The 26,800-nt window shown below is 60.4% G+C and carries 21 protein-coding genes; 11 read left to right on the forward strand and 10 right to left on the reverse strand.

The window, feature by feature from the left end; genetic code table 11:
• Positions 1–58: 58 nt before the first annotated feature.
• From TBK1r_RS33475 to TBK1r_RS33485, 3 genes are all read right to left on the reverse strand, one after another.
• Positions 59–490, reverse strand: a complete 432-nt coding sequence (locus TBK1r_RS33475; RefSeq protein WP_145219980.1) for a hypothetical protein — start codon at positions 488–490, stop codon at positions 59–61.
• A 238-nt stretch (positions 491–728) separates the two neighbouring features.
• Positions 729–1,583: a histidinol-phosphatase gene (gene hisN, locus TBK1r_RS33480; protein ID WP_419580648.1), complete on the reverse strand. Its 855-nt coding sequence runs from the start codon at positions 1,581–1,583 to the stop codon at positions 729–731.
• 21 nt (positions 1,584–1,604) lie between these two features.
• Complete coding sequence (locus TBK1r_RS33485; RefSeq protein ID WP_145219982.1) at positions 1,605–2,270, reverse strand: signal peptidase II; 666 nt, start codon at positions 2,268–2,270, stop codon at positions 1,605–1,607.
• A 295-nt stretch (positions 2,271–2,565) separates the two neighbouring features.
• On the opposite strand from TBK1r_RS33485, the gene dapB reads away from it, so the two are divergent.
• The 5 genes from dapB (at position 2,566) to TBK1r_RS33510 (ending at position 7,145) form a co-directional block, all read left to right on the forward strand.
• A complete protein-coding gene (dapB, locus tag TBK1r_RS33490) occupies positions 2,566–3,369 on the forward strand; it encodes a 4-hydroxy-tetrahydrodipicolinate reductase (protein ID WP_095737632.1) in 804 nt (267 codons plus the stop codon).
• Positions 3,369–3,734 (forward strand): hypothetical protein, encoded by a 366-nt coding sequence (locus tag TBK1r_RS33495; protein ID WP_145219984.1) that lies wholly within the window; start codon positions 3,369–3,371, stop codon positions 3,732–3,734. The genes dapB and TBK1r_RS33495 overlap by 1 nt, the downstream gene beginning before the upstream one ends.
• A gap of 195 nt (positions 3,735–3,929) precedes the next feature.
• Positions 3,930–4,115, forward strand: a complete 186-nt coding sequence (locus TBK1r_RS33500) for a hypothetical protein (protein WP_145219986.1) — start codon at positions 3,930–3,932, stop codon at positions 4,113–4,115.
• A 73-nt stretch (positions 4,116–4,188) separates the two neighbouring features.
• Positions 4,189–5,451, forward strand: coding sequence for a DUF1559 domain-containing protein (locus tag TBK1r_RS33505; RefSeq protein WP_145219988.1), 1,263 nt, complete (start codon positions 4,189–4,191; stop codon positions 5,449–5,451).
• Positions 5,452–5,828: 377 nt separating this feature from the next.
• The gene (locus TBK1r_RS33510) at positions 5,829–7,145 is read left to right on the forward strand and encodes an MFS transporter (RefSeq protein WP_145219990.1); all 1,317 of its coding nucleotides are present in this window, start codon (positions 5,829–5,831) and stop codon (positions 7,143–7,145) included.
• A gap of 189 nt (positions 7,146–7,334) precedes the next feature.
• Here the strand turns inward: TBK1r_RS33510 and TBK1r_RS33515 are convergent, their stop codons facing one another.
• From TBK1r_RS33515 to TBK1r_RS33530, 4 genes are all read right to left on the reverse strand, one after another.
• On the reverse strand, positions 7,335–7,709 hold the full coding sequence (locus TBK1r_RS33515) for a YkgJ family cysteine cluster protein (protein ID WP_145219992.1): 375 nt from the start codon (positions 7,707–7,709) through the stop codon (positions 7,335–7,337).
• The gene (gene thiC / locus TBK1r_RS33520) at positions 7,706–9,151 is read right to left on the reverse strand and encodes a phosphomethylpyrimidine synthase ThiC (protein WP_473772529.1); all 1,446 of its coding nucleotides are present in this window, start codon (positions 9,149–9,151) and stop codon (positions 7,706–7,708) included. Before thiC ends, TBK1r_RS33515 begins: the two co-directional genes overlap by 4 nt.
• A 15-nt stretch (positions 9,152–9,166) precedes the next feature.
• Entirely contained in the window at positions 9,167–10,543 is a 1,377-nt protein-coding gene (locus TBK1r_RS33525) for a c-type cytochrome (RefSeq protein ID WP_419580649.1), read from the reverse strand.
• Between the two features lie 309 nt (positions 10,544–10,852).
• Positions 10,853–12,514: a glycosyltransferase family 39 protein gene (locus tag TBK1r_RS33530; protein WP_145219996.1), complete on the reverse strand. Its 1,662-nt coding sequence runs from the start codon at positions 12,512–12,514 to the stop codon at positions 10,853–10,855.
• A 246-nt stretch (positions 12,515–12,760) separates the two neighbouring features.
• Here TBK1r_RS33530 and hisD point away from each other — a divergent pair, with 246 nt between their 5' ends.
• The 5 genes from hisD (at position 12,761) to hisB (ending at position 20,262) form a co-directional block, all read left to right on the forward strand.
• Positions 12,761–14,125, forward strand: a complete 1,365-nt coding sequence (gene hisD, locus TBK1r_RS33535) for a histidinol dehydrogenase (RefSeq protein ID WP_145219998.1) — start codon at positions 12,761–12,763, stop codon at positions 14,123–14,125.
• Between the two features lie 133 nt (positions 14,126–14,258).
• Entirely contained in the window at positions 14,259–15,323 is a 1,065-nt protein-coding gene (gene hisC / locus TBK1r_RS33540) for a histidinol-phosphate transaminase (RefSeq protein WP_145220000.1), read from the forward strand.
• Positions 15,324–15,351: 28 nt separating this feature from the next.
• Positions 15,352–17,850 carry a hypothetical protein gene (locus TBK1r_RS33545; protein WP_145220002.1) on the forward strand — a complete coding sequence of 833 codons (2,499 nt, stop codon included), beginning with the start codon at positions 15,352–15,354 and terminating at the stop codon, positions 17,848–17,850.
• Between the two features lie 4 nt (positions 17,851–17,854).
• Positions 17,855–19,423, forward strand: a complete 1,569-nt coding sequence (locus TBK1r_RS33550; protein ID WP_419580650.1) for an Hsp70 family protein — start codon at positions 17,855–17,857, stop codon at positions 19,421–19,423.
• Positions 19,424–19,674: 251 nt separating this feature from the next.
• Entirely contained in the window at positions 19,675–20,262 is a 588-nt protein-coding gene (gene hisB / locus TBK1r_RS33555; RefSeq protein WP_145220006.1) for an imidazoleglycerol-phosphate dehydratase HisB, read from the forward strand.
• On the opposite strand, the gene TBK1r_RS33560 is transcribed toward hisB, so the two are convergent.
• Both TBK1r_RS33560 and amrS read right to left on the reverse strand, forming a co-directional pair.
• Positions 20,259–20,942, reverse strand: a complete 684-nt coding sequence (locus TBK1r_RS33560; RefSeq protein ID WP_145220008.1) for a hypothetical protein — start codon at positions 20,940–20,942, stop codon at positions 20,259–20,261. The two genes, hisB and TBK1r_RS33560, sit on opposite strands and share 4 nt — an antisense overlap.
• 109 nt (positions 20,943–21,051) lie before the next feature.
• The gene (gene amrS / locus TBK1r_RS33565) at positions 21,052–24,225 is read right to left on the reverse strand and encodes an AmmeMemoRadiSam system radical SAM enzyme (protein ID WP_473772473.1); all 3,174 of its coding nucleotides are present in this window, start codon (positions 24,223–24,225) and stop codon (positions 21,052–21,054) included.
• Between the two features lie 139 nt (positions 24,226–24,364).
• Between amrS and TBK1r_RS33570 the strand changes: the two genes are divergently transcribed.
• Positions 24,365–25,276 carry a sugar phosphate isomerase/epimerase family protein gene (locus TBK1r_RS33570; protein ID WP_145220012.1) on the forward strand — a complete coding sequence of 304 codons (912 nt, stop codon included), beginning with the start codon at positions 24,365–24,367 and terminating at the stop codon, positions 25,274–25,276.
• A 396-nt stretch (positions 25,277–25,672) separates the two neighbouring features.
• Here TBK1r_RS33570 and TBK1r_RS33575 read toward each other — a convergent pair whose 3' ends face one another.
• The gene (locus TBK1r_RS33575) at positions 25,673–26,782 is read right to left on the reverse strand and encodes a dockerin type I domain-containing protein (RefSeq protein WP_145220014.1); all 1,110 of its coding nucleotides are present in this window, start codon (positions 26,780–26,782) and stop codon (positions 25,673–25,675) included.
• Positions 26,783–26,800 lie beyond the last annotated feature (18 nt).

Here is a 26,800-nt window from a genome sequence, read left to right on the forward strand (position 1 = left end):
GAGAAACTATGGGTACGACTGATGCCCCTTTCCCTATCGCTCGGATCGCCGGCAAACGCTACTTCACCTGACTGCCAAGAAGTCGGATTTGACCGGGAAGTGGCTTCGTCAGATTGAGCGATAAGGAAAAGTCGGCATCGATCGGGCGGCTGCTGACCAAGCGGATCTGGCCCGACCTATCGATATGATACACGGCGATTTGCATTTTTCCGGTATGAACCAGCGTAATTGTTTGACTTCCCGAGCCGTCAAATCCGTTAAACCCGATCAACTCCCCCGCCGCCGCGACTTGCGGCCCCTTTTCGCTCGCGCCGAGCTGCATCGCGGACGGTCCCACACCCTGCACCGCCTGTCCGGGGGGCAACGCGGTTTCGTAACCGCCGGCCCCCGCGTTTTCCGGAATCCCATAAGGCGACGGCTGGTCGGCAACCCCGCCGACGACCAAGGCTGACAGCAGTCCCAATCCCAGCAATCCGATTCGCCAATGCATCCTGCAGTCTCCTAAAGTGGATTCGATCATCCGTTGTTTTTACTAGCGGTAGGGCGCGAGCCCTCCGGTCTTTCAACCTGTTTTCAAACCGCCACCGGACGGCTCGCGCCGTTCCGCTACCGCCTCAGCGCCAAGCCACCGGACGGCTCGCGCCGTTCCGCTTCAGCGCTGATACGGATGGGCCCGCTCGCCGTCCGTCGCGTCTCAGCTTGCACCCCGTGCTACCAATCCGCCGGCATCACTCGCAACCCAGAATCTGGCAAACCGCGTCGTGAAGCGACCCATTGGTGCCCAGCCCGTCGCCCCCGCGGACCGTCGCGACGCCTTTCCAATCTGTGAACCGGCCTCCCGATTCCACCATCACCGGCAGGATCGCGGCCACGTCCCAGGCATTGCAGACCGGATCGATCATCACATCGGCCCGCCCCGTCGCGACCAGCAAATAGCCGTAACCATCGCCCCAGGTCCGGGTGATCCAGCACGCCCGCTCGATCCGTTTGAACGTCTCGGCTGAGTCGCGGGCGTCAAAGGAATCCACCTGGCTGGTCACAAATACCGCTTGAGACAACTCGGTCCGCCCGGAGACGCGAGCGGGTGTCCAGCCCTGCAGAGTTCCATCGATCGATCGCGTCTGATGCCAGCACCCATGACCGAGTGCCGCGACCACCATTTCACCGAGTGCGGGAATGAAGATCACGCCGCCGATCGGCTGGCCATCTTTTTCCAATGCCAGCAACGTCGAATACAGCGGCACCCCACACACAAACGACTTGGTGCCGTCGATCGGATCGACCACCCAGCGATACCGTGACTGGCCCACCGTCTCGGCGAATTCTTCTCCCTGAACCGTGTCCTCGGGAAAGGCCTCCGCGATTTGCTCGCGGACGAGCTGCTCGGCTTCGCGATCGGCGATCGTCACCGGCGAGTCATCTTTTTTCGCATCCACACGCAAATCCCCCGAGCCGAAGTACTTCAGGGTGTGCGTTCCGGCGGCGCGTGCGATCGAAACCATGGCCGAAAGCCGGCCGGATTCGAGCGACGACCAAGCTTCCGGTCCAGTCAATTCCGTCGATCCCATGTTTGAATCCGTCATGCGTTTGTCGTTGTCTTTGGGTCACGTTGTCGGTTGGTCAGCTTGTCCGTCATCGCCGACCGCTGGACCGGCAAATTGTCCGGGAAAGAAGCTTTGGTACAGCAGCATCCCGGCCCCGACGACCAACAGCGAATCGGCGATGTTGAAATTGGGCCAAGTCCACTGTTCGTTGATCCGCCACAGGATCCAGTCGCGGACGCCGCTGCGCCATTGGTCTGGATAGCCGGTTTGCCACCAAAACCCCAAGCGATCGTAAAGATTGCCGATGATCCCGCCGCCGACCATCCCCAACGCCACGGTCAACCACATCGACTCGGCCGCCCGGAACCAAAACAACCAGACCACAATGCCGATCGCCGCGATGACGCTCATGCCGGCAAAAAAGGTTCCCTGCCCTGCCCCGACGCCGAACACGGCGCCGATATTGACGGCCGTCTCGATTCCGAAATACGGCTCCCAGACCCACCAAATGTCACTCTGGGTCGGCAAGCCTCGCCAGCGAAACACCGCGGCTTTGCTCCACAAATCCAGTCCTCCGCCGACCACCGCGATCGAAAGAAAAATCCAGAATCGGCCGACCAGCGATAGCGGGGCAGGCGTCGCATCATCGGAACGCCCGGTTTCGGAGTGATCGGCTTCGGAGTGATCGGCGTCGGAGTGATCGGTTGTCGGTTCAGCTTGATTCATCGTCGTTCTGCTGGCCCGATTGGGACGCCGCCAGCGATCGTTGCGTGGGAGTGATGGGAACGCCTACACGGTAGAATCGTTCGCCCCGCTTGCCCAGGTCAACCTGCGCGAACCGCCGGTCCCCACCCCAGCGGGACGCGTCAGCGACCGGCCCCCATGCCACCCCAGCGGGACGCGTCAATCCGCCCGTTCCCGCCCTTCCCCTGCAGTTCCCTGCCAAGCGACCGTCCCAGGGGTTACATTGTTGCCGTGTCCCCCATCGAAGCCGCCTCCCTTGCGAGATTCCCCATCCATCATGTCCACTCCACTGAAAATTGCCGTCCACGGAGCTGCGGGTCGCATGGGTCGCCGAGTCGTGGCACTGGCGTCGGAAGACAAAACGCTGCAGCTCGTCGCCGCGATCGAAAATGACCAGCACCCCCTGCTGGGCCAAGACGCCGGTGATCTGGCAGGTGTGGAAACCATGGATGTCCCGCTGTCGTCCAAGTGGCCCAACGATGCCGACGTGGTGATCGATTTTTCGCTGCCCGAAGCGATCGATCGCTGCATCGAAAAATGCGAACTGCACGAAACCGCGTTGGTCGTGGCCACCACCGGGATGACCGACGCGCAAGTCGAACGTCTCAATGAAGCGTCCGAGAGCATCCCGATCGTCTGGGCCCCCAGCATGTCCCTGGCGGTCAACCTGTCGATGAAACTGGCTCAGCAAATCACCGAAAAACTACTCGATGTCCCCGGCGGCCTGGACATTGAAATCATCGAACGCCACCATCGCTACAAGGCCGACGCCCCGAGCGGAACGGCGCTCAAATTCGGTGACTTGATCGCCGAAAAACTGGGCGATGACACCAAACACGTGCACGGACGCGAAGGCCACACCGGTCAACGCACCCGCAATGAAATCGGCTACCACGCCGTCCGCGTCGGCGACAATCCCGGTGAACACACCATCGTGTTCGGCATGCTGGGCGAACGGATCGAGCTGAACGTGGCCGCCAGCAGCCGCGATTGCTACGCCGCCGGTGCCTTGGCCGCCGCCAAATGGCTGTCCGACAAACCGGAGGGCATGTACGACATGTTCGACGTGCTGGAAATGTAATGAAGTGTGACGAGGGTTATCGATGTGACGTCTGTGGCCAAGACGTGACCTCCATCATCGACAGCGACTTGTACTTGCGCTACGTCATCGGCCAGCTCGACCCCGAAACCCTGCACACGACCGCCGAACGCCACCTCCGCTGCAATCCGGTCTTGGCCCAGTTCATCGACGACCCACGCTTTGAACCGGTGGTCGTCGACGGACCGATGGGACTGGCCAACCTGGACCCCGACTTCGTCGCCCAGCGCCGCGATTTGGTCACACGTGGCTTCCAACGGCTGCACGAAATCAATCACTGGCCCGGCGATCGAGACCTGACCCAGTACCCGCTGCCCGAGGCGATCGAAGCCTACCGTTCAAAGTAGAACCGAGGGTGACCATTGTGCACCGTCGGCGGCAAAGCTTGTACATCGACCTGGCAAGGTGTAGTCTATCCTGGAAGGAATCACGTGCTTTGCGGTCCTTTTCCGGCATGTGCTTCGATCGATCTTCTCCGATTTCTGCCTCGTCCCAGTCTCGCGACGGCACCTCGCCAGACTCGTCTGCTCACCGGATACATCATGACGCGATCTGCGATCCTCCTGCTCTCCTTGATCCTTGGTACGTTTGCGATCGCGGGATGTGGCAGATCGACGACGATCGATAAACCCACTGATTCCGACGCAATCGCATCGGGTTACGATGCGATGTCGGACGCCCAAAAGGCAGAATACGATCAAGAAATGGCGAAGCAAATGGAAAATTAATGAGAGCGACGAGAGCCATTTGCTCGTCTAATAGAGATCTTATTCTACTGTCTCGGTAACCTTGGAGTTTTCAATGCGAAGGTACACGGCGCGTGCCGGCTTTACGCTGGTCGAACTGCTGGTGGTGATCGCCATCATCGGGATCCTTGTCGGACTGCTGCTGCCGGCCGTCCAAGCGGCGCGTGAAGCGGCGCGACGGATGAGTTGCAGCAACAACTTCAAGCAAATCGGTCTGGCACTGCAGAACTACCATTCCGCCTATCAACGCCTACCAATGCACTACGGTGGCACCACGCCAGTTGCGCCACTGGTAAGCGGTCCCGGTGGTGTGCAATATTGGTACGAAAGCAACAACTTCGGCAACCACGAACTGCTCAGCATTCTGGTTCCGCTGACTCCCTACATGGAACAACAAGCGCTCTGGGAATCGATCAGCCAACCGTTTCCCATCACCACCCCGGTCGCCTTCACCTTTCCGCCAATGGGTCCGACCCCGACCCCCGGCACCGGTGCCGACCCGGCGCGCAACAGTTACGACCCGTGGTGGACCGACGTGCCGGCGTTCCGTTGCCCCAGCGATCCGGGCGAAGGACGGCCCGCGATGGGACGTTCCAACTACGGCGCACAATGCGGTGACAACCGTAGCCTAACTTTTGGTGCCAAGCGTTTGGACCTGACCGTCAACAATCTGATCGAAGACCAAAATGGCAAGGTCAACCGCGGTTTCTTCATGCCGCGTGAATTTACCCGCTTCCGCGATATCCTGGACGGACTGTCCAACACCATCGCGATGGGCGAGATCGCCACCGACCTGAAAGATGGCGACAAACGCACGACACCCGCCGTTGCCGTTGCCGGGGCGGTTGTTGCCCCAATTACGGCACCACTGCCATATACTAATAACCCCAACTACTGCGAAGAAAATTTCATCGACCCAGATAACCCCACGTTCTGGCTCGATCCCGACGGTGTCATCACCGGCAACTTCCCGGGCGATCAACCACGAGTCGCCGGGTTTGGCGAAGGCCGAGGCTTTCGCTGGTGCGATGCCCGCCCGATCTACCAAGAAGTCAATTGCATCCTGCCGCCGAACAAGGGACTGTGCACCAACTCGTTCGCCGAAAATGAAGCGATCGCCCCGCCCAGTAGCCGACACCCCGGTGGCTGCCACGTCCTAATGGGTGACGGTGCCGTCGTCTTCACTACTGACTCGGTGGAATCGGGTAACGCCAACGCCCCGCAACCCGGCCCCGGCGTCGAAAGCCCCTACGGCCTGTGGGGCGCCCTGGGGACACGTTCCGGCAAGGAAGTCATCGAGGATTCACTCAACCAGTAACGCGGCCCCGGCTTCCGACCAGCCCACTGACCATCCACCCTGCCCGATTCACCTCGGGCAGGGTTTTTGATGCGCCCGCCCAGCCACCCCAGCGGGACGCATTAGGGGCCTGTTGATTTATTCCGATCGCACGTGGGATTAGCCGTTTCGCGCAAGCGTACGGGCATTCATTATGTCGATTACTCACCGGCGCCCGTAGGCTCGCGCCAAACGGCTGATTAAATCAACAGGCCGGTCAGCGACCGGCACCCCAGCGGGACGCGTCAGCGACCGGCATGCCAAAACCGGTCTGATCGTGACATCGGTCGGATGCTAGAATCTGGCGACGCCGCATCGCCAATCCCCGCCGCATCGCCAAACCCCGTTGAACCCCAGCCGTGAAAGAACCCTCTCCCAAGCTGTTCAATGCCGGTTTCCTGGGTTTGATGGTGGCACAGTTCTTCGGGGCGATGAATGACAACCTGTTGAAAGTCATCTTGGCGTTCGCCGTCGTGCGCGGCGTCTGGGAAGGCCGGCTGGGCGACGGCGGTGAAGGCATCGTGAGCGTCTGTTTTACGCTGCCGTTTTTGCTGCTGTCAGGATTCGCCGGCCAAATCGCCGACCGCTATTCCAAACGCACGGTGACGCTGTGGGTCAAGATCGCCGAGATCCCGATCGCCCTGCTCGCGGGCATCGGCTTCTACTTCGAAAGCCTCTACCTGACGCTGCTGGCGCTGGTGGCATTGACGTGCCAAAGCTCGTTCTTCGGCCCGGCAAAGTACGGCATGATCCCCGAGTTGGTCAGCGACAAGAATCTCAGCCGCGCCAACGGCTCGATCAACATGATGACCAACATCGCCGTGATCCTTGGCACCGTGATCGCCGGCTCGGCCAGCGTCCGCTACCACGGCAGCGAAGACATTGCGCGGACCGCATGGCTCCCCGGCGTGTTGTTTGTCGCCACCGCACTGCTGGGATTCCTCGCCAGCTTGCTGATCACCCGCCTGCAGCCCGGCGATCGCGATCTGGACATCAATTACAACCCGTTTGTGATCTATGTGGAAACGATCAAGAAGATGGGCCGCACACGTTTGCTGACCGTGATGATGGCCTGGGGCTACTTTTACCTACTCGCCGGGCTGGCCCTGTCGACATTGTTTCGTTATCCCGAGGTACTCAGCGTGGGCGACGACGAAGCCAGCGTCCTGATGGGCGTGCTGGGCATTGCCATCGGCCTGGGCTGTGCCATCGCCGGATTTATCTCCGGCGACCGGATCGAACCCCGACTGACCACGATCGGCGCCGCAGGCCTGGTGATTTTCTTCTTCTTGCTGGCCGCCGTCCCGCCCTGGATGCCCGACATGCAACCGATGATCCGCGTCGCGCTCAGCAACGTCGCGTTCTTCATCTTCTTTGCCGGTTTCTTCGCCGGGTTCTACATCATTCCGCTGCAGGCACTGCTGCAAAAACTCTCGCCGGATGATGAGCGCGGCCAATTCCTGGGGACCGCCAACGCCGTCTCCTTCGCCTTCATGACCGTCGCGGGACTGTTGTACTGGGTCGTCATGTCGACGCCGGCCTTCAACACTCGCCCCCAACGCATGTTCTACGTCTCCAGCGGACTGATGCTGGCCGGGGCGCTGTTCTTCTTGTGGAAGCTGCGTGGCACCGGCATCCTGATCGGTTCAAAACCCGACGAGCAACCGGACGGTTAACGCGGCGGAACACGCCGGGTACAGCGGAATAGTGGGCCCACGGATGGCAACGCGAACCCACGGATTTTTTGCACCCTGCCATCCGTGGGTATTTGTTTCGATCGTTAGCCCGGTGAAATTGCTGGAGTGCTTCGTCAAGATCGAATGTAGCCGGAGCACTCGTATGCACAGCATGCCCGACAAAACGTTTCACGGCACGTCGACGTATGCCGCCCGCCACTGGAGACAGCCGACGCTGCCGACGGCAAAATCGCGACAGACCTGTGGTCGATGCTGGTGATGGCGACATTGCTTGGTTTCCAGGTCCAACCACGTGCAAGGTCCGTCCAGCGTTGCGCCGATCGGCGCAACGTAGTCCGCCATTTGCTGCAAGATCCCATCGCGCAACCGTGACGGCATCGCGACCCAACGCGCCAGATCAGCCTGCGCCACCGGGGAAAGCGACGCCACGTCAATGGTTTCTACGTCCGCCAACTGATCGAGCGTCAAATTGAATGCGGGGTAGCCCATGTGCAAACAGCACACACCGCAACCCTCGCAATCGACAACCGGCAATTCACTCACTCGGCGACCGGAAGCCCGACCAATTGCTTTTCCTTGGCCATCTTGCGAATGTCCTCGGTGATCTTCATCGAGCAATACTTGGGTCCGCACATGCTACAAAAGTGAGCGCTTTTGAAGGTGTCTTGCGGCAGCGTTTCGTCGTGGTAGCGGCGTGCCGTTTCGGGGTCCAGTGACAGACGGAATTGTTCGTTCCAATCGAATTCAAAGCGTGCTTTGCTCAACGCATCGTCACGGTCTTGCGCGCCCTTGCGGCCGCGTGCAACGTCGGCGGCGTGGGCGGAGATCTTGTAGGCGATCACGCCCTGTTTGACGTCTTCTTCGTTGGGCAACCCGAGGTGTTCTTTGGGCGTGACGTAGCACAGCATCGCCGCCCCGTGCCAACCCGCCATCGCGGCACCGATCGCGCTGGTGATGTGGTCGTAGCCGGGCGCGATGTCGGTGACCAGCGGCCCCAACACATAAAACGGCGCGCCCTCGCAGAGCTCCGCCTGTTTTTCCATGTTCATTTGAATCTGATGCATCGGCACGTGCCCCGGCCCTTCGACCATCACTTGCGTGCCGTTCTTCTTGCCGCGCTTGGTCAGTTCACCCAGCACTTCCAGTTCCGCGAACTGGGCATCATCCGACGCGTCGGCGATCGACCCGGGTCGCAATCCATCCCCCAGCGACCATGTGACGTCATACTCACGCATGATGTCACACAGATCATCAAAGGCATCGTAGAGGGGATTTTGTTTGTTGTGCGACATCATCCATTTGGCGATCAACGAACCGCCGCGACTGACGATGCCGGTCACCCGATTGATGCTCAGGTGCAAATGTTCCAGCTTCACGCCGCAGTGAATCGTCATGTAATCGACGCCCTGCTTGGCCTGGTGCTCGACCATGTCCAGAAAGTGCTGGGCGTTCATGTCTTCGATGTTGCCGCCCAGCTCTTCGAGCATCTGATAAATCGGCACCGTTCCGATCGGCACCGGGCTTTTTTCGATGATCTGCCGGCGGATGTTGTCGATGTCCTTGCCCGTGGACAAATCCATCACGGTGTCGGCACCGAAGTGGACGGCCGTGTGCAGCTTTTCCAACTCTTCGCCGGCGTTGCTGGTCACGGCACTGTTGCCGATGTTGGCGTTGATTTTGCATTTCGCCGCGACACCGATGCACATCGGCTCGAGTGCGCCGGCGGCATGAACTTTGTTGGCCGGGATGACCATGCGACCGGCCGCCACCTCGTCGCGAATCAATTCGACCGCCAGATCTTCGCGTTTTGCGCAAAACTCCATCTCCGGAGTGATCTCACCTGCCTGCGCCGCCAAAATCTGCGTTTTGCTCATCGATTTACTCCGATTGTCCCGCGCAAGCGCGGTGAAAAGCTCTGAATTGGAGGCTCTGTTATACGCCCGAACGGCGATTGGGAGTAGATCCCCCGCGACGTAAGCTTCCAGCTTGCGTTTCCGCCGCTACAGCGTTTTCAGATACTCGAGCACCTGCCGTTTTTCCGACTCGGTGAGGGCATCGGGAAAGTCGTGCCCGCGGTTGCTCTTTCCGAACTTTCTGGTGTCGAAATAACTGCGTATGACGGCCACGTCGGCCTCGTCCTCGGGCACCCCCTCCACCACCTCCACCGTCACCCCAATCTTTTGCGGGTCCATCTCGGTCGAGGTGGGCCGCCAAACCGTCGGCCGCTGCAGGGGATTCAAGACATCCCACAACGTCGGCACGCTTCCGTTGTGAAAATACGGCGCACTGGCCCAAACGCCGTCCAACGGCGGTGCGACGTAGCCGTCGGGATCGATCTCCGTTTCCTGCTGACCAGGCTCCCCGGCATGGGCAAACCAACTGCGGGCATATTTCCTGCGGCCTTCGACGGTCAACGCGTTCAATCGGACGGGGTCGGTGCCGATCTCGTCAATCGGCACGCGGCGATTGGGATAGTCGGAATCAACGCCGTAGGTTCCATGGCACTCGGCACAATGGGCGAAAAAGACCGCCCTGCCCTGCTCCGCCAATTCCCGATCCACCGATCCTTCATAAACCGGTGCCCGTAGCGAACTCAAGTAGGCGAACACGTCTTCGAAATCTTTCTCGTGCTCGCGATAAAAATCGGGGCCGTTCTCGGGCACGAGTGTGAACTGCATCAGCCCGCGATGTCCCTTGGCGGCAAAACCGTCGATGTAGATGTTGGGTCGCTTGTAGAAGTGCCACCACGGCGGTGCGTCCATGTCGTGGTGCGTAAAAAACCTCGGTCGTCGGGCGACCAGATTCAACCGCTCGTCGCGACCGTTCATCAATCCCATCCCGAACACGACCGCGTTGGTCGTCCCATTGGTCGTCCCCAGCGGGATGAACATCGCGCCCAGTTCCATGCGTCCGGGCAACAACCCCAACCCGAGTTTCGCCTTTCCAATTTCCTCGGTCAGCGTTTGCAGCGCGAATCGGTTGTTCGGTGCTCCAGGCATGGGTTTGCCATAAACGGTCCCACCGTGACAGGAGAAACAGTTCATCGTCCAGTCGTTGTCGGAGTCGACGACATACTGAAGCGGTTTGCCCGAAGCATCGCCCGGACGAGTCGTCAATCCGTACCGCTCAAATGCCATCTCACGACGCCGCTGCAGCGACGCTTTCTCCGCCTCGCTGCGCAGCGGCTCGGGCCACACCGTCCACAGCGCGTCAAACGTCGATTGGCGGAAGTCACTCGGCAGCACCGCCGTCTCGGTCAAAAACCGATACCCCCGCGCGGCCGCCTCCGAATCAGCGGCAGCGACGCTCGCCGGAAACAGGCACACCGTGCCGATCCCCAACGCGACGATCCAAGCGGCAATGAACGACGATTTCATCAGTTGTTTGAAGTTGCAATGAGGTGCGAACAATGACGGATAACGGCTTCGCTTCCGTCCAGCCTCCAGGCTTCGTTGGTGTCCAGCCTTTAGGCGCTCCCCTGTTAGCCTTCAGGATTCGCTGCCGTCTAGGCTCCAGACGATTCCCGCTCGCTGCGGAGCAGCGAGACGGTGCGGCTAAAGCCTGGACACCAACGACCAGACATGCGGCTAAAGCCTGGACACCAACGCTAGGGAACCCTACGAATCCGCCCAGCCCCGAGCGGCGGCAGACCTTGTAGTCTGCGCCATCAACCGCAGGACCGCAAATCAATTCACTCGCACGCCGAAATCCAATCGAAACACCACCGGCCGGCCGGGAAACGTTTTGACCGCCGAAACGGGCCGAAAACGCTCCAACCGGTCGATGAATCGCCTGGTCGACGGCTCGCCCGATCGCGAGACCAACCAGACCCTCGTTTGGGGCTGCGGCAGGTTTTCCACATGATGCCGGACCCAACTTTCGTGCTCAAACGCGCCCACGACCACCACGGGATCGAGTGCGTACGGCCCGCGGAGCGGAAACGCCAGGTAGTCCCACTGGTCCTCGCTGACCGAGCCGGCCTCGGAGATCGGCCGGCGAAGAAAACTCGCTTCAATCAGCTGGCTGTCCAACCAGACCACGTCGCCTTCGCCGATTTCGCCGCGAACCGCCTCGACCGCATCACGCCATTGCTCACCGCGCAGCTGAACCGGCCATCGACCCGCGGCCAACGTTCGCAACGTGCCCTGGTACCAAAGCGTAAACCCGAGAAACAAAACCACGACCGCGATTCCGCATCCTCGGCGCAACCACGGCGACGGGTTGCCATCTGCACCGACGCAACAAAACCCGCGCGTGATGCGAAGCATTTCGGAACCAAAGATCGCGACCATCTCACCGGCGGTCCAGGCCAACAACGGCAGCGCGGCGACGTAGTAGCGGCGATGCCACAGCGGCACCCACTCCAAATACGACGCACAAAAGAACAGTGTCGTTCCCGTCACGGCAACCAAACCGGGGATCACTCCGATCCAATCCACGCGTTCGGCCCGCTCTCGGTCGTCGTCGACCGAACCCGACCGAAACCACTTCACCAGACGGATTGCCACCCACATGCCGAGCGCGGCGCCCAGGGGCACCAGCACAATCGGTACCCAAGCCCAAGCGTACCAGAGCTGCCACCAAGACGTCGCCTGCCCGAATGCTTTCCACAACTGACGCCGCTGCCATGAATCCGGCAGCGACGACAACGCGAGCGCGGCAAGGGTTGCCACCGCGACGACGCCCGCAATCACATCGGCCCGCCACCAACGCAATCGCCCACGTTTCCATGCAACCCAGAGGGCACAGGGGACCAGCAACGACAACACCCCCAGCGACGTCGGGTGGACCAGGGCGGCGACACAAATCCAAAACAGCATCGCCAATCGCCAGCGTGCACCGCCGTAACTGTGCGTAGCCGGGGCCTTTTCCAACCAAGTCATCATCGACCAGACGGCCAGCACGGCGTACAGCATGACGAAGGCGTAGGCCCTCAGCTCGCATCCAAAAAACACCCCGTTGGGATCAATCGCCAGCATTCCCCCGGCGACCAACCCGGCAGAGACGTTTCCGGTTCGGCGGGCAACGCCCACGACCAGCAACGCCGACGCCAACGCACTGGCCAGCACGCTGCTGAGCCGCATCGGCAATTCGCCGGCCCCGACCAAGGCCGACCAGATCCACAAGAGGTGAAAGTAGCCGGTGGTTTGATTTCCTGCGGCCGCCCGCGGAGCCACATCGGAAAACCCGTCCGCGACCACCCACGCCGAATGCAGTTCGTCGAGCCAGAAACTCTCCTGGCACGAGGGCAACCGGAACGCCAGCGACAGCGACACCACGACGACGACGGCCAACCACGTCGCCCGCCCGTTGATCGCTGCCGAACGTGTCTCCATCAAATCATTCATCCGTATCGATTCACATCTTTTTCTGGCCCGGCCGCCCGCTCGAGTGCTCGCCCCCCGCACCTCTCCGCGCCGTGTCGTGTCGTGTCGTGTCGTTCCGCCACATGGCTACGATTGGGCATCGGCGCTATCATAGGGACTCTGCCCGAATCGCCATGCCCCCTCGGCCGTCATTCCCCCGAAAGTGATTGCTCCGAGCGGCATTTCCCAACCGCTTTGGGCCTTCCAACGAGTCGAAAGAAAATCGCGATGTCCGCTCCCGAAATCCCCACGTTGAACCTGCAACGCGTCGACGCACGCGTCGGGTCTGCCGAAATCCTGCAACAGCTCCGCGACAAGCTCAGCCCCCAAGGCGACGTCGTTTCCCCCCGCGGACGGGCACTGACCGAAGAGGTTTTCGGCGCCCCACTGACTCCCGTCGAAGTGGTCCAGCGAATTTGTGCGGAGGTTCAACGGGACGGGACCGAGGCGCTGCTGAAATTCAATCAACAGCTCGACAAGGCCGACCTGACCGCCGACCAGCTCCGTGTTCCCGCGGAGGACTTGGCCGCCGCACATGCCGCGGCAGATCCGGAATTGATCGATTCCATCCGCCGCATTCGTGACAACGTGGCCACCTTTCAGCAAGCGATTCTGCATCGCGACGTCACGATCGAGCCCAAACCGGGTGTCACGCTGACGCAGCGTTACGTGCCGCTGCGTCGCGTCGGTGTTTGCGTCCCCGGCGGCGCGGCGGCCTATCCATCGACCGTATTGATGACCGTGGTCCCGGCCCAAGTCGCCGGTGTCCAGGAGATCGCCGTAGTCGCACCGCCGACACCGTTCGGCGCGTACAACCAAGACATGCTGGCAACGTGTCATGAACTCGGCGTGACCGAGGTGTATCGGATGGGCGGCGCCCAAGCCGTCGCGGCGCTGGCCTACGGAACCGACGTCGTCCCGGCGGTCAACAAGATCGTCGGCCCGGGAAATCTGTTCGTCGCCCTGGCCAAAAAACACGTCTACGGCACCGTCGACATCGATTCCTTCGCCGGCCCCAGCGAAGTCATCGTGATCGCCGATCAAACCGCCCGCCCCGATTTTATTGCCGCCGATCTGTTGGCCCAAGCTGAACATTCACCCGGCAGCGCGATCTTGATCACGTGGGACGAGGCGTTGATCGACGCGGTCAGCCAACAGGTCGCCAAACAACTCGCGCTGCTCGAGCGAGCTGAGTTGACGCTGGACAGCTTGGAAGCCTTCGGTGCGCTGATCCTGGTCCGCGACGAAGCCCAGGCGTGTGAACTGACCGATTCTTTCGCCCCCGAACACCTGCACATCCAAACGGCCAACCCGCGCGACCAAATCGCCAAGATCAACAACAGCGGCGCCGCCTTCCTGGGGCACCACACGCCGGTCGCGCTGGGCGACTATGCCGCCGGCCCCAGCCACGTGTTGCCGACCGGAGGCACTTGCACCTGGGCCGCCGGACTGTGCAGCAACAGTTTCCTGCGCAGCGGCAGCATCACCGAGTTCGACGAATCGGCGATGAACCAGATCGCCCCCGACGTCGAACGCCTGGCCGAAAAAGAAGGCCTGACCGCCCACGCCCGCAGCGTCTCGATTCGGAGATAGGTGTTTCAGATTTCAGGTTTCAGGTTTCAGATTTCAGATTTCAGATTTCAGATTCATTTTCCTGTCACCCATTTTCTTGTCTTCCCTTCCCGTCGTCCATTTTTCTGCCCTCCCTTTTTCTGCCATCTCCCCCATGTCAAAAACCGACCTCCGCCCTGCTCTTTCGCGGATGTTGCCCTACACGCCCGGCGAGCAACCGCCGCCGGGCAAATTCATCAAGCTCAACACCAACGAAAATCCCTACCCGCCTCCGCCGTCGGTCGTTTCGGCGATCCGAGATGCCGCCTCGGGTCCGCTCAACCGCTACCCCGACCCGACCGCGACCGTGTTTCGCCGCGCCGCCGCCGAGGTGCTCGGTCTGCCCGGTCCCGATTGGATTCTGGCCGGCAACGGAAGCGATGAAATCTTGACCATCCTGGTGCGGGGCTTTGTCGGCGAAGGCCAAAAGCTGCGACTGCCCTACCCCAGTTACATCCTGTACCGGACGCTGGCGGACATTCAAGGCGCGTCGTGGGAACAGATTCCCTTTCTCGACGGCTGGCATCTGCCGGCGATGTTTGGCGAAGGCGACAATGACTTGCGGTTGGTGCTGTTGCCCAATCCGAACAGCCCCAGCGGAACCGTGGTACCGGCCGAACAGATCGAACAACTCGCCGCCTCGTTGCCCTGCCCGCTGGTCGTCGACGAAGCCTACGTGGATTTTGCCGACTTCAATTGCCTGGATCTGGTGCGGCGACACGACAACATCCTGGTCACACGGACGCTGAGCAAATCGTACGGCTTGGCGGGCATCCGTTTCGGTTTCCTGGTCGCCCAACCGTCACTGGTCGCCAAGTTGTCGAACATCAAAGACAGCTACAACTGCGACTACCTGGCAACCGTCGCAGCGACGGCGGCCATCCGTTCGCAGGAGTGGCTGAAGGACGTGGTGACGAAAATGAACGCCACGCGGGCCCGGATGGAGTCTCAATTGACCGAGATGGGATTCAACGTGACGCCCTCGCACGCGAATTTTGTCTGGTGCCAACATCCCAGCGGTCGGCATGCGGACCTGCACCAGTTCCTCAAAAAACATCAAATCTTGATCCGCTACATGGACTTCCCCGACTGGGGCGATGGTTTACGCATCTCGGTGGGAACTGACCAACAATCCGATGCGTGTATGATGATGATCGAGCGGTTTCTGCAATCGCTCTAAGACCGCTCCCGCCGCCCCACAACGTGCCATGTTTGACCCACTTCACAAGTGGCTGGGCATCCCGCCCTCGGAACAGCCGCCGAATGACTATCGGCTGCTGGGGCTGGCCAATTTTGAAGACGATCCGGAAGTCATCGACATGGCCGCCGATCGTGACCTGACGTTTCTGCATGGTCTGACCAACGGCGAACACGGCGAGGCCGCCGAAGAGCTTTCCAATCGGATTTCGGCGGCCCGTCTGCGGTTGCTCAACTCCGAAAAAAAAGCGGACTATGACGCCCAGTTGCGTGAGTTGCTCGACGACGGCGAGATCGACATCGACTCCGTCATCGATTCTCTCGGCACAGCCAAAACGACTCCGGCCGAAACCTCCGAGCCCGTCGCCGCACCGCAAAATGCGTCGGCCATCTTGGGGATTGCGGCGAGCACCCCAGCCGCTTCGCCAGCCCCGACCACACCTCCAACGACACCCCCGACCACCGTCGCGGTCGCTCAAACGCCCCGCCCCGAAGCACCGCCAACTCCGCGGGTCCACGCGCGGCCGAACGCCAAGACGTCGCGTCGAAAACGCTTGAGCCTGTTCTGGGCCATCGGCGTCTTGCCCGCACTGATCTTGCTCGGATACCTGCTCTTTTCGATCTGGAACGGCGAACTGCATCTGGATCCGGACAAATTGGAACGTCTTGGAGTCCCCGCCGAACAAGCGGCCAAGTTTGCCGCTGATTCCAACGTCCCCGCCGAAGCCGAAGCGTTGTCCGACGACGAGGATGCAACGCCCCCCTCCGGCACGCCGAAAAAAATCGCCGCGTCACTGCCGCCCAACCAGACCGATTCGAACCAAGCTGAATCGAACCAAGCTAAATCGAACCAAGCCATGGCCGCGGTTTCTCCCGGCCCCGCACCACCCGCGTCCAATCCGTCGCCCAACCAGACGCCCCCATCGGCCGCTTCCACCAACCCGGCATCTCCGCCGAGCACGTTCTTCCCGACGACCACTCCACCCGTCTCTCCCAGTCTGGCCGAATACGTGACGCCGGCGGGAAAGCAACCGATTCCCTCGGCCGATACGATCACCGCGAAGATGCAAACGGTCAAGGACCTGTTCCAACCGGAATACTTACAGGCCAAACAACGCGAGCAGCGGATTGCGGTCGCAGACAAGATGCGCGAAACGGCCGACGAAACGAGGAACGACCCTGAAGGCCGATTCGCTCTGTACCGCGTCGCCCGCGAGATTTACATCGGCGAAAGCGACTTTGATTCGGCGTTTGAAATGGTCGATCTGCTCGACCAATCCTTCGAAGCGATCGATGTGATGGGTCTGAAACGTGATGTCATCGAAAGTGTCGCCGGCCGAGGTGTCCCCACGACCGAGTTTTCCGACGCGGCGATCAGCGTTGCTGAAGACTGTCTGCACGCCGGCCGACTCGATGACGGGATCGCGATCTGTAAGACGCTGCTGGAGACGGTCAAACGAATCCCGACGCCCCAATTGGGCCGGCTGAAAGATGTTCAACAACAACTCGCCGACGCGCAGACTCTGTTCAGTGCTTCGCAACGCGGCCTGACAACGTTGGAATCGATTCCCGACGACGCCGACGCCCAATCGGCCGTCGGCAAGTACCTGTGCCTGGTCGAAAACCGCTGGGCCGACGGGCTGCCGCGACTCGCCGCCGGTTCCGATCCGCTCTACCGCGAAGCCGCCGCGAATGAATTGACACTCGCCAATGCAGACATGACGCAGCTACAGGTCGCCGACGGTTGGTTCAAGATCATCGACAGCTCCGAATCGAGTTTTGAAAAACGGTCGCTGGCCAATCACACCAAATCGTTTTATCAGTCGGCCCGACTCAAGACCGCCGGATTGGAAGTTCGAAAAATCGATCAACGTCTGATCGTGCTCAACGCGTTGGGAACGCCCGGCCCGCTCAGCGCCGCGCGCATTCGCGCCGAACAACGCGAGGCAGCGGCCAAGGCCAAACTGGATGCCAAGAACCGAGCGTTGGCCGCGCAACCCAAAGTCATCCAGACCCGCACCTACGATTCAACCGCCTCCACAGACTTTGCCCGCATCCGCGGCAACACGATCGTCGTCGGAATGGGCAACACGTCGTCGGGAACCGGCGAAGCCGCAGCCGGAATCGAGTTTGAAAACGTCGGAACGATCAGCGTGCAAGGTGCTCCCTCCCACGCCACCATGGTCAGCTCCTCGGCAACCTCGAAAATCGGCTTCGTCATCGATTACCACACCGGTTCCAGTTACACCAAGCGGGTGTTCCTGAACTTTGGCACGAACACTCCGAACTACTTCTATCCCAATCCTCCCTGGGGCACCGGCAAAGCGCCCGACGACCGTGATTTCCTGCCCGTCAGCCCCCAGTACACGCTTGACTTGGAGAAATGGGCGCCCGGCAATTGGGACGGCAAGTGTTGGTTCTCCGTCTACATGCAAAATTCAGGCATGAATCGCATGTTGACGGCAACCGTGGCGTGGCAGCCCCGATCCAACCCTCTCGATTCAGAGTAAACGATTGAGCATTCAAGGGTCCGAAAAGCCGACGTCCAAGCCCCACAAGCCGTTGGTCGTGGGCATCGATCTGGGAACCACGTACAGCGCCGTTGCCTATGTCGACGACCGCGGCCAACCCCACACGATCATCAACAGCGAGGGCGATCTGACGACACCGTCGGCGGCGTTGATCGAAAATCAAGAAGTCACGATCGGCAAGCTTGCGCTCAAAGCACAAATCACGCTGCCGGGCAATGTCGCCACCTTTGCCAAACGCGACATCGGCAAACCCACACTTTCGCATCCCGTCGACGGCCGCAGCGTTGCCCCCGAAGTCATCGAGTCGTTGATTTTGGGTCGGCTGAAACGTGACGCGGAAACCAAACTCGGGCGGCCGATCACGCAGGCCGTGATCACCGTGCCCGCCTACTTCAACGAACCCAAACGGCGCTCGACCATTCGCGCCGCCGAACTCGCCGGGCTCGAAGTGCTGTCGATCATCAACGAGCCGACCGCTGCCGCAATCGCCTACGGGATCGAAAAACACAGCGAGATCCTCGGTCCGCAAACCGTGTTGATCTATGACCTCGGCGGCGGCACCTTTGATGTGTCCATGGTCAAAGTCGATCATTCGAAAATCACCGTCGTTGCGACCGATGGCAACGCGATGCTCGGTGGCATCGACTGGGACCGTTGCTTGGTGAAGTGGCTCGACGATCAGTTTGCCAAAAAGTGCAAATTCCGCCCGTCCGAAGTGGAAACCGGCGCCGCCTGGCTGATGCAGGAAGCGACCGAACTGAAACACGCCCTGACCTCGCGAACCGAAGTCAAGATTCGTCTGACCTTCCAATCCTCGACGTTAATCACCACGATCACGCGAAGTGTCTTTGACGACCTGACGGCACATTTGCTCGATCGCACGCGGTTCACCGTCCGCAAATTGATGAAAGACTCCGCAACCCGATGGGAGCAGATCGATCAAGTGATCCTGGTCGGCGGCTCGACGCGGTTGCCTCAAGTCGCCGAGATGATCACGGCACTTTCGGGCATGGAACCCAACCGGTCGATCTCGGCCGACGAAGCGATCGCCCATGGTGCGGCCCTCTACGCTTCGACGATCCAGTCACGTACCGCGACAAAGAAAAACGGTGAACCTGAATCCGGCCGACTCGTCATTTCGGATGTCAATGCCCACAACCTGGGCGTCCTCGGGATCGACCTGGAGACCCGCCTGTCGTGCAACTACGTGATGATCCAGCGAAACACACCCATTCCGGTCAAACAAACCACGCGGTTTCAAACACTGCGCGATGACCAACGCAGCGTCGCGGTGGAAATCGTCGAAGGCGGTGACTCACGCGGCCGGTACGGGACACACATCGGCAAATGCGTCCTTGGTCATCTGCCCGCCCAGCTGCCCGCAGGAACGCCCGTTGACGTCACCTTTCGCTACGACCGCGACGGGTTGATGCAAGTCGAAGCCAAATTACCCGCAACCGGCCAACAAGCCAGCATCCAAATCGAACGCCACTCCACCAGCGTCCCGTCAGAAACCGTCGACCCGTTCGATCCCGAATGGTCGATCCTGTGATCGTTCACAATCGCACCATTGGTCGCATCGGCCCAACGGCGAGGAAATGGGACGTAGAGGACCGATAGGACACATGGATCCCATCTGTCCGATAGGTCCTATTCGGCCTGGGTCCCCGCGTTCAGCCGCCTGGAAAATGGGACCTATGGGACAAATACGACACATGCGTCCCATCGGTCCCCTTGGTCCCATTGGGCCGCTATATTCTGCCAACGACAGGTCGATCCCATCCCCATCACCTCACACCCACCATGCCACGCTCCGCTCAAATTCAACGCACCACCGGTGAAACCGATATCCGCCTTTCGATCAATCTCGACGGAGACGGCTCGGGGACGCGCAACTCGGGGATCGGGTTTCTGGATCACATGCTGGACCTGCTGGCCAAACACGCGTTGATCGATTTGGACGTCGAAGCCAAGGGAGACCTGCATGTCGACGACCACCACACCGCCGAAGACATCGGGATCGCGCTGGGACAGGCGATCGATCAAGCGCTCGGCAATCGCGCCGGGATTCGTCGCTACGGCCACTTCACGCTGCCGATGGATGAATGCCTGGTCACCGCGGCGGTGGACTTGGGCGGGCGTTACGCGTTCGAATACAACGCCCCGATTGCGGCTTCAAAGATCGGCACCTTTGACAGCGAACTCGTCGAACACTTTTGGCAATCGTTTGCCGCCAATGCGAATTGCAATCTGCATGTCGTGCTGCATCACGGACGCAACGCACACCACATCGCCGAGTGCGTGTTCAAGTCCGTCGCCCGGGCGATTCGAATGGCCGCCGAATCCGACCCGCGCAGCGACAGCGTGCCGAGCACCAAGGGCGTGCTTTAGCGGGCGATGATGGAATCGAGCGCGAAGTCTTCGTGAGCGTCATACGGATAGAACTGCCGTGCGATTCGCTTGCCGAGAATCCCCAGATAAAGCTTTCGGAACCGGGCTTCGGTCGTCTCGTTGGTATAGACCCCGGCGGTGTTGGGGTACGTGAAGTCGTCGATGTCACGGCGGAATAGCTCTTCGCCGGTCTTGGCATCGATCACCGTGATTTGAACGTCGGCGTGACCGCGATACAACGTCGCTCCGTCGCGCAACTTCAAATTCATCACTTCGATCGCCAGCACCTTTTCCGCATCGACGCCGCGGCCGATCTCGGCGAATTCGACTTGGTCCCAGCCGTGGGTGTCGCGCCAATTTGCGATTTTGTCTTCGCGAATCAGTTCGATGTCATCCACCTCTTTGGACAGCCATTGCATCACATTGCGGCCCAAGATCCGCGCCGACACGTCGTCGCTGTATTGGCTGTTTTCGGTCAACGTGACAACCGCCACGCGCGAATCCTCCAACCCCTCATAGGCCGCCGGTACCTTGTCCGCGCCGGAGGCGTGAATCAGGTTGGACAGCAATCCGAGACAACCGGCTTGGGTGGAAACAAGAATGCAAGCGACCGCCGTCAAGCCGAGGCTTGCGACCAGGCGTGTCCCCTTGCCCGAGGAATGAAAACGAGACAATCGCATCGGCACAAAATCCTTTTCGTGGCTGATCTTCTGGTGAAACCTTACGCCATACCGAAAATCCGACCTTGCCCGCAAGGTTCATCACCGCGAGTTTTTCACGGAAGCCAAATTACGCATTCTTCCAAATCACCCCGGCATACCCCACCACGCGTTCTTTGCCACCGCCATAGTCTGCACTGGTCGCGTAGGCGATTTCCTCCGCTTGGGCGGTTTTTCCAAGTTTTCGCATCACCATCAACACCAGGGCCGCGGGAATTTGGCCGCACATGCTGATGCTCTCTTCGCCGCAAACCCGCAACAATTCGGCGCCGTCGCCGGTGGCCAATGCGTCCAGTGCCAATCGGTCTCGCCGCCGGTTTTCTTCGTCATCGGCGAAATGATTCATGTCACTGCTGATCACCAGCAGCGGCGGTTCGTCCTGCTCCTTGATCCACTCGGCCAACGCCGACGCGGCGGATTCCAACGCTTGGACGTCCCCGCCGTGCATCGCGATCGCTGCCAATCGGGCGTCGGGGCACAGGCGATTGATCAACGGCAATTGCACTTCGATCCCATGTTCGCGCGCATGGGCGCGTGAATCCAGCTCCATGCCGGGAATCTGTTCGGCCAACTCGCGGGCCAGCTCCTCATCGCCCGCGATCTGAACCGTATCGCTCAACTGCCAGTGATGATGCGGCGCGACCGCCCAATCGACTCCCTCGGCGGTGTGCTTGGGTCCGATGATCAACACGCGATCGGGAACATCAATTCGCCGCCAAATCTCCGCCGCCACACGGCCGCTGAATCGAAGCCCCGCGTGCGGGACCATCACGGCAAACGCCTTGTGTTTTTCGCAATCCGGCAATCCATCCAACAACCCATCGACCTCCGCCTCTCGGGCGCTGTCCTCGGCCGGGTAAAACGCCCCGGCCACGGCGGGCCGTCGGACGGTGAAATCCGCATCGGCCCGGGGACCGAGCGACACCGAAATCGCGTCGCAGGAACAGTCACAGTGCATCGAATACAACTGTTCGCCGCCGCGAAACCGTTCCATCGCCCGTGCCGCTTCGATCAACGCCTGCGGCTGCTGGTCCTGTCCATACTGAATCGCCCAACGCCGGCCATCGGTCAGCACCATCGCGCGCGTCCCGCCATCGGTTCCCCGCATGTCCGCATCCTCGAGCGGGCCGTGATGCACACAATCACTCAAGACCGCCAACTCGACGTCGCATTCGTTTGCCGAAAACACGCGTTCATCCAACCACAGCGACGCCTGTTCGGTCATTTGATACAGCGATGTCTGCATCGGGCGGGTGTCTTTGATGCTCAGTTGCAGCCACTGATGCGAACCGTGACTGGGATGTCGAATCGAAAGGATCAGCCCCAACACCTCCAGATCGCTGACCCCCATCGCGTAATACATCGGCGTGGCACCGATCTGCAGGGCGATCAAATTGCTGCGAACCCAATCGCGACAGAGTGACAACTCATGCCCGGTCAACAATTGTTTTTCATGTCGCAACAGCGACGGATCGGTTTCGAATTTGCAACCGAAATGAACTCCATCGAACAACATCACTTGGGCATCGTCGCGCAACCACACGCCGGCCGGCAACCCCGCCTTGCGACACACGGCATCCAAAAATTGACGCGCATTCCAACCTTGTTCGGTCGCAACCTGCGGCAACAACAAACCGCTGTTGTGTCCGAACTGGATCCGCAAGCCGTGCGTCCCGACATGCACCGCCTGCTCCCGCTGTTCCCCGGGGACACCGATCGGCCGCAGCGGTCCGAGCAGCGAAACCGACAGATCCAGATACGGCAATTCGCTCATCGACAGCGGCGCCATACGCGGATCGCGTGCCGTCCGCGCCGCCGAATCCGCCATCGCTTCCCCGAGTTTCATCAGCCCGCCCTGCCGGCCGCAACAGCCGCGAAGTGTCTCGCCGCGTTTGACGGTCACAAACACCCCGTCGATCGGCAGCTCCGCCAGCTCACCGAGCGATCGGATCGCAACGGACTGATCCAGTCCGCCGACCGCGGCCTGCACCATCGCCGAGGCCGCTTTTAAGATCGTCGACTTCTGATCGTCTGTCAGCTTCGTCAGATCGTTCCATTGTGTCGTCGCCATCACTTTATCCTCCACTGCTGGTTGCCGTTTGGTTTCGTCTGCTCGCGAGCCGGCGTCTTCGATCTGCACGAGCCGTTGCTGCGACGCGACGGTCTGCATCGGTTGCTCGATCGGCTCGATGCGGACGCGTTGCCGTCGCCCACCCCAATCCCCGGGAACATCTTCAAACACGCCCGGGATCGTGGCGTCACACTTGGAACACCGATTCCCCGACAAGGTGTACCGCCCCAACTGATGCCAGTCACGTTCGATCAACAACGCCCCGCAACCGTGACAGTACGTACTCTGTCTGGCGATGTCATGCACGTTGCCGACGTAGACGTAATTCAACCCACACCGTTTGGCGATGTCATAGGCCATCACCAGTGTCGACGAATCAGTCCCGTTGCGATCGGTCATTCTGAAATCGGGATGAAAGGCCGTGAAATGAATCGGCACGTTCGGCCCGACGTGCTCCATCACCCAGGTGCACATCTGCCGCAGTTCGTCGGCGGAATCATTCGCATCGGGAATGATCAAATTCGTCAGTTCGACCCAACAATCGGTTTCATTGCAGACGAACTCGATCGTGTCCAAAACCGGTTGCAGGTGCGAACTGGTGACCTTGTAATAAAAGTCTTCGGAAAAAGATTTCAGGTCGATGTTGGCGGCATCCATCGCGCCGAAAAATTCACCGCGAGCCTGTGGGGTGATGTAGCCGGCGGTCACCGCGACCGACTTGATTCCGATCTCGCGGCAGGCCAGCGCCGTATCGATCGCATACTCGGCCCAAATCACAGGATCGTTGTACGTGTACGCGACGCTTCGACACCCCGAACGCTGGGCCGCCAATGCGATTTCGTTCGGCATCGCTCGATCGCTCAACCGAGCCACTTCACGACTTTTGGAAATGTCCCAGTTCTGACAGAACTTGCACCCCAGGTTGCATCCGGCCGTTCCAAAACTGAGCACCGGGGTGCCGGGCAGAAAATGATTCAGTGGTTTCTTTTCGATCGGGTCGATGCAAAACCCGGTGCTCTTGCCATAGGTGTCCAACACCATTTGACCGGCGACGTTCTTGCGAACAAAACAGAACCCCCGGTCGCCCTCTTTCATCCGGCACGCCCGCGGGCACAACTGACATAGAATTCGCCCGTCTTCTGTTTCCGTGTACCAGTGCGTTTGAGTTATCATGGGTATCGCCCTTCGGTCTCTCGCCATCGGCACCCATCACGGCACCGAACCGTGGCAGAGGCTTCCAGCCCGTCGTCCCTGGGGTTCTTCAGGCCTGAAGTCGTTTCCTCGGATACTACACCAACCAAATCCACCATCGATGACCACCAGCCGCCGTCAATTCATCGCCGCGTCCGCCGCCAGTGTGGCCGCCAGCTTCGCCGCCGCCCCGTTTCAATCGGCGCTCGGAAACGACGACACCGCATCTGATAAGAATACCATCTGTGTCTTCACCAAACCGTTTAACTCGCTGACCTTTGACGAACTGGCCGAAAAGATCGCGGAAATCGGATACGACGGGATCGAGGCTCCGATTCGTCGCGGCGGACACATCGAACCGGAAGCGTGTGCCGATGAACTGCCCAAACTGGTCGAAGCACTCGCCAAGTACGGCCTGGAAATCACCGTCATGACGTCCGACATCAATGACCCGGCCGACCCGCTGACCGAGCGGGTACTGCGCACCGCCGCAACCCTGGGGATCCAGCGATACCGCATGAAATATGTCCACTATTCCCCGGATCGGGCGATCAACGACCAGCTCGCCGATTGGCACGACCAATTCGTCGATTTGGCGGCCTTGAATCACGACTTCGGCATCACCGGACTGTACCAAAACCACGCCGGCACCAAATACATGGGCGCTGCGATCTGGGATCTCGATCGCGTCCTGGACGGCATCGCGCCGACCGACATCGGTATGGCCTATGACATTCGACATGCCACCGTCGAGGGAGGCACAAGCTGGCCGACCACCTTCCGCATGATCCGTGACCACATCGACACGGTCTACGTCAAAGACTTCGTCTGGGAAGGGACCAAAATGAAGAATGTGCCGCTGGGCGAAGGCCGGGTCGCCCCCGCCTTTTTCAACATGCTGGCCGAGACCGACTTCACCGGCCCGATTTCACTGCACGAAGAATACATCGATCACAAAGCCCCCGAACTCGTGCCCCAACACCTCGCCGCGATCAAAAAAGACCTCGCAACGCTGCAGGACATGATGAAGTAGTCCCAATGGCACGGGCATACGTGTTGGTGTGCAGGCTTCAGCCGCCCAAGATCGCTGCTCCGCAGCGACCGGGAATCGCCTCAAGGCTAAACACCAACGTGCGCTGGTGTGCAGACTTCAGCCGCCCGTTTCGCTGCTCCGCAGCGACCGGGAATCGCCTCAAGGCTAGACACCAACGTGCGCTGGTGTGCAGGCTTCAGCCGCCCGTTTCGCTGCTCCGCAGCGACCGGGAATCGCCTCAAGGCTAGACACCAACGTGCGCTGGTGTCCAGGCTTCAGCCGCCCGTTTCGCTGCTCCGCAGCGACCGGGAATCGCCTCAAGGCTAGACACCAACGTGCGCTGGTGTCCAGGCCTCAGCCGCCCAAGATCGCTGCTCCGCAGCGACCGGCAACCGCCTAAAGGCTAACGACGACCAGTTCTGTCAGACTGATCGGATCCGCCGGCGGATTGTCTGATCGGAGCACCGTCCAGATCCTCTGCGCCAGGTCGGTCGGAACCGTCGCCCCGTCCACGTTCACCGTCAACGACTCTCCCGTCGCCAGACTTGCAGTGACAGAAATCAGATTTTCCGCCGACGCCTCTTCGTATCGAAATTCAATCGAGGAACCGTCCGCGTATTGCGTGTGGTGCGACACGATCGCTCCCAAAGTCTCTTCAAATCCCTCGATCGGTCGACGGATGTCATCGGGATCAAATAATCGAAGCGGCCAGATAAATGGATCCTCAGGGGACACGATCACCGTCGACACATCACTCGTCCACCCGGGAAGGCAAACATACTGCTCGGTTGTTTCGCTCCCGTCGGCTCCGAAACGCGTGACCGTTGCCGACCCATCTCCCTCCAGATACTCAGCGCTCAGCAAACCGCTTGCCGGTTTCGCAATGATCAACGGCAAACCATCCCGATTGCGAAGATAGACGTTGCCCTGGTCCCAGATCACCGTCACCCCAGCATCGACAACCTCGACGGACTTCGATCGTCCGTCCGCCGCCGTGAACACCACCGATGTCGGCTCCCCCTGACCATCCGGAATCACCGCGACCGTTCCGTTGGATGGTTCTTCCGCAGCCTGATCAATGGCCAATCGATTGATCACCCGCAAGATATCCACCAGCCCGATCACCCCGTCTCCGCTGACGTCGGGATGAAATCCGGCGTAGGGCTCCATCGCCGCGGGATCGTCCTCCGACCACGCCGACTGCATCGTTTCGATCGCCGACAATTCATAGTCCCCGATCAGATTGATCAGCTGCAGCACGTCGATCGGACGCACGTACCCATCGCCATTGACGTCATACGCATTGCTCTGATTGTGCCAGTCCCCGAACTCAACGCCCCCGGCACCTCCGGCAAGCGGCAAACGCGGCTCCAGCGGTTGCATTCGAACCGATCTCGCGGCGATTCGAGACCGTGACTGATGTTTCAACATGACGTCACCGGTAGATTTCAATTCCCAGGGAGCTTCACTCAGTCCTGTTCCATTGTTGGCAGATTCGTGCTTCAACTGTCACTCGCAATAGAA

Origin of the sequence: Stieleria magnilauensis (assembly GCA_007753675.1) — a bacterium.
GTDB classification, from domain to species: Bacteria; Planctomycetota; Planctomycetia; order Pirellulales; family Pirellulaceae; genus Stieleria; species Stieleria magnilauensis.

What these genes read in the sequence shown, in the direction of transcription:
- TBK1r_RS33475 (WP_145219980.1), bottom strand. Translation starts at nt 490, where the DNA reads ATGCATTGGCGAATCGGATTGCTGGGATTGGGACTGCTGTCAGCCTTG.
- hisN (WP_419580648.1), bottom strand. Translation starts at nt 1,583, where the DNA reads ATGACGGATTCAAACATGGGATCGACGGAATTGACTGGACCGGAAGCT.
- TBK1r_RS33485 (WP_145219982.1), bottom strand. Translation starts at nt 2,270, where the DNA reads ATGAATCAAGCTGAACCGACAACCGATCACTCCGACGCCGATCACTCC.
- dapB (WP_095737632.1), top strand. Translation starts at nt 2,566, where the DNA reads ATGTCCACTCCACTGAAAATTGCCGTCCACGGAGCTGCGGGTCGCATG.
- TBK1r_RS33495 (WP_145219984.1), top strand. Translation starts at nt 3,369, where the DNA reads ATGAAGTGTGACGAGGGTTATCGATGTGACGTCTGTGGCCAAGACGTG.
- TBK1r_RS33500 (WP_145219986.1), top strand. Translation starts at nt 3,930, where the DNA reads ATGACGCGATCTGCGATCCTCCTGCTCTCCTTGATCCTTGGTACGTTT.
- TBK1r_RS33505 (WP_145219988.1), top strand. Translation starts at nt 4,189, where the DNA reads ATGCGAAGGTACACGGCGCGTGCCGGCTTTACGCTGGTCGAACTGCTG.
- TBK1r_RS33525 (WP_419580649.1), bottom strand. Translation starts at nt 10,543, where the DNA reads ATGAAATCGTCGTTCATTGCCGCTTGGATCGTCGCGTTGGGGATCGGC.
- TBK1r_RS33530 (WP_145219996.1), bottom strand. Translation starts at nt 12,514, where the DNA reads ATGAATGATTTGATGGAGACACGTTCGGCAGCGATCAACGGGCGGGCG.
- hisD (WP_145219998.1), top strand. Translation starts at nt 12,761, where the DNA reads ATGTCCGCTCCCGAAATCCCCACGTTGAACCTGCAACGCGTCGACGCA.
- hisC (WP_145220000.1), top strand. Translation starts at nt 14,259, where the DNA reads ATGTCAAAAACCGACCTCCGCCCTGCTCTTTCGCGGATGTTGCCCTAC.
- TBK1r_RS33545 (WP_145220002.1), top strand. Translation starts at nt 15,352, where the DNA reads ATGTTTGACCCACTTCACAAGTGGCTGGGCATCCCGCCCTCGGAACAG.
- hisB (WP_145220006.1), top strand. Translation starts at nt 19,675, where the DNA reads ATGCCACGCTCCGCTCAAATTCAACGCACCACCGGTGAAACCGATATC.
- TBK1r_RS33560 (WP_145220008.1), bottom strand. Translation starts at nt 20,942, where the DNA reads ATGCGATTGTCTCGTTTTCATTCCTCGGGCAAGGGGACACGCCTGGTC.
- amrS (WP_473772473.1), bottom strand. Translation starts at nt 24,225, where the DNA reads ATGATAACTCAAACGCACTGGTACACGGAAACAGAAGACGGGCGAATT.
- TBK1r_RS33570 (WP_145220012.1), top strand. Translation starts at nt 24,365, where the DNA reads ATGACCACCAGCCGCCGTCAATTCATCGCCGCGTCCGCCGCCAGTGTG.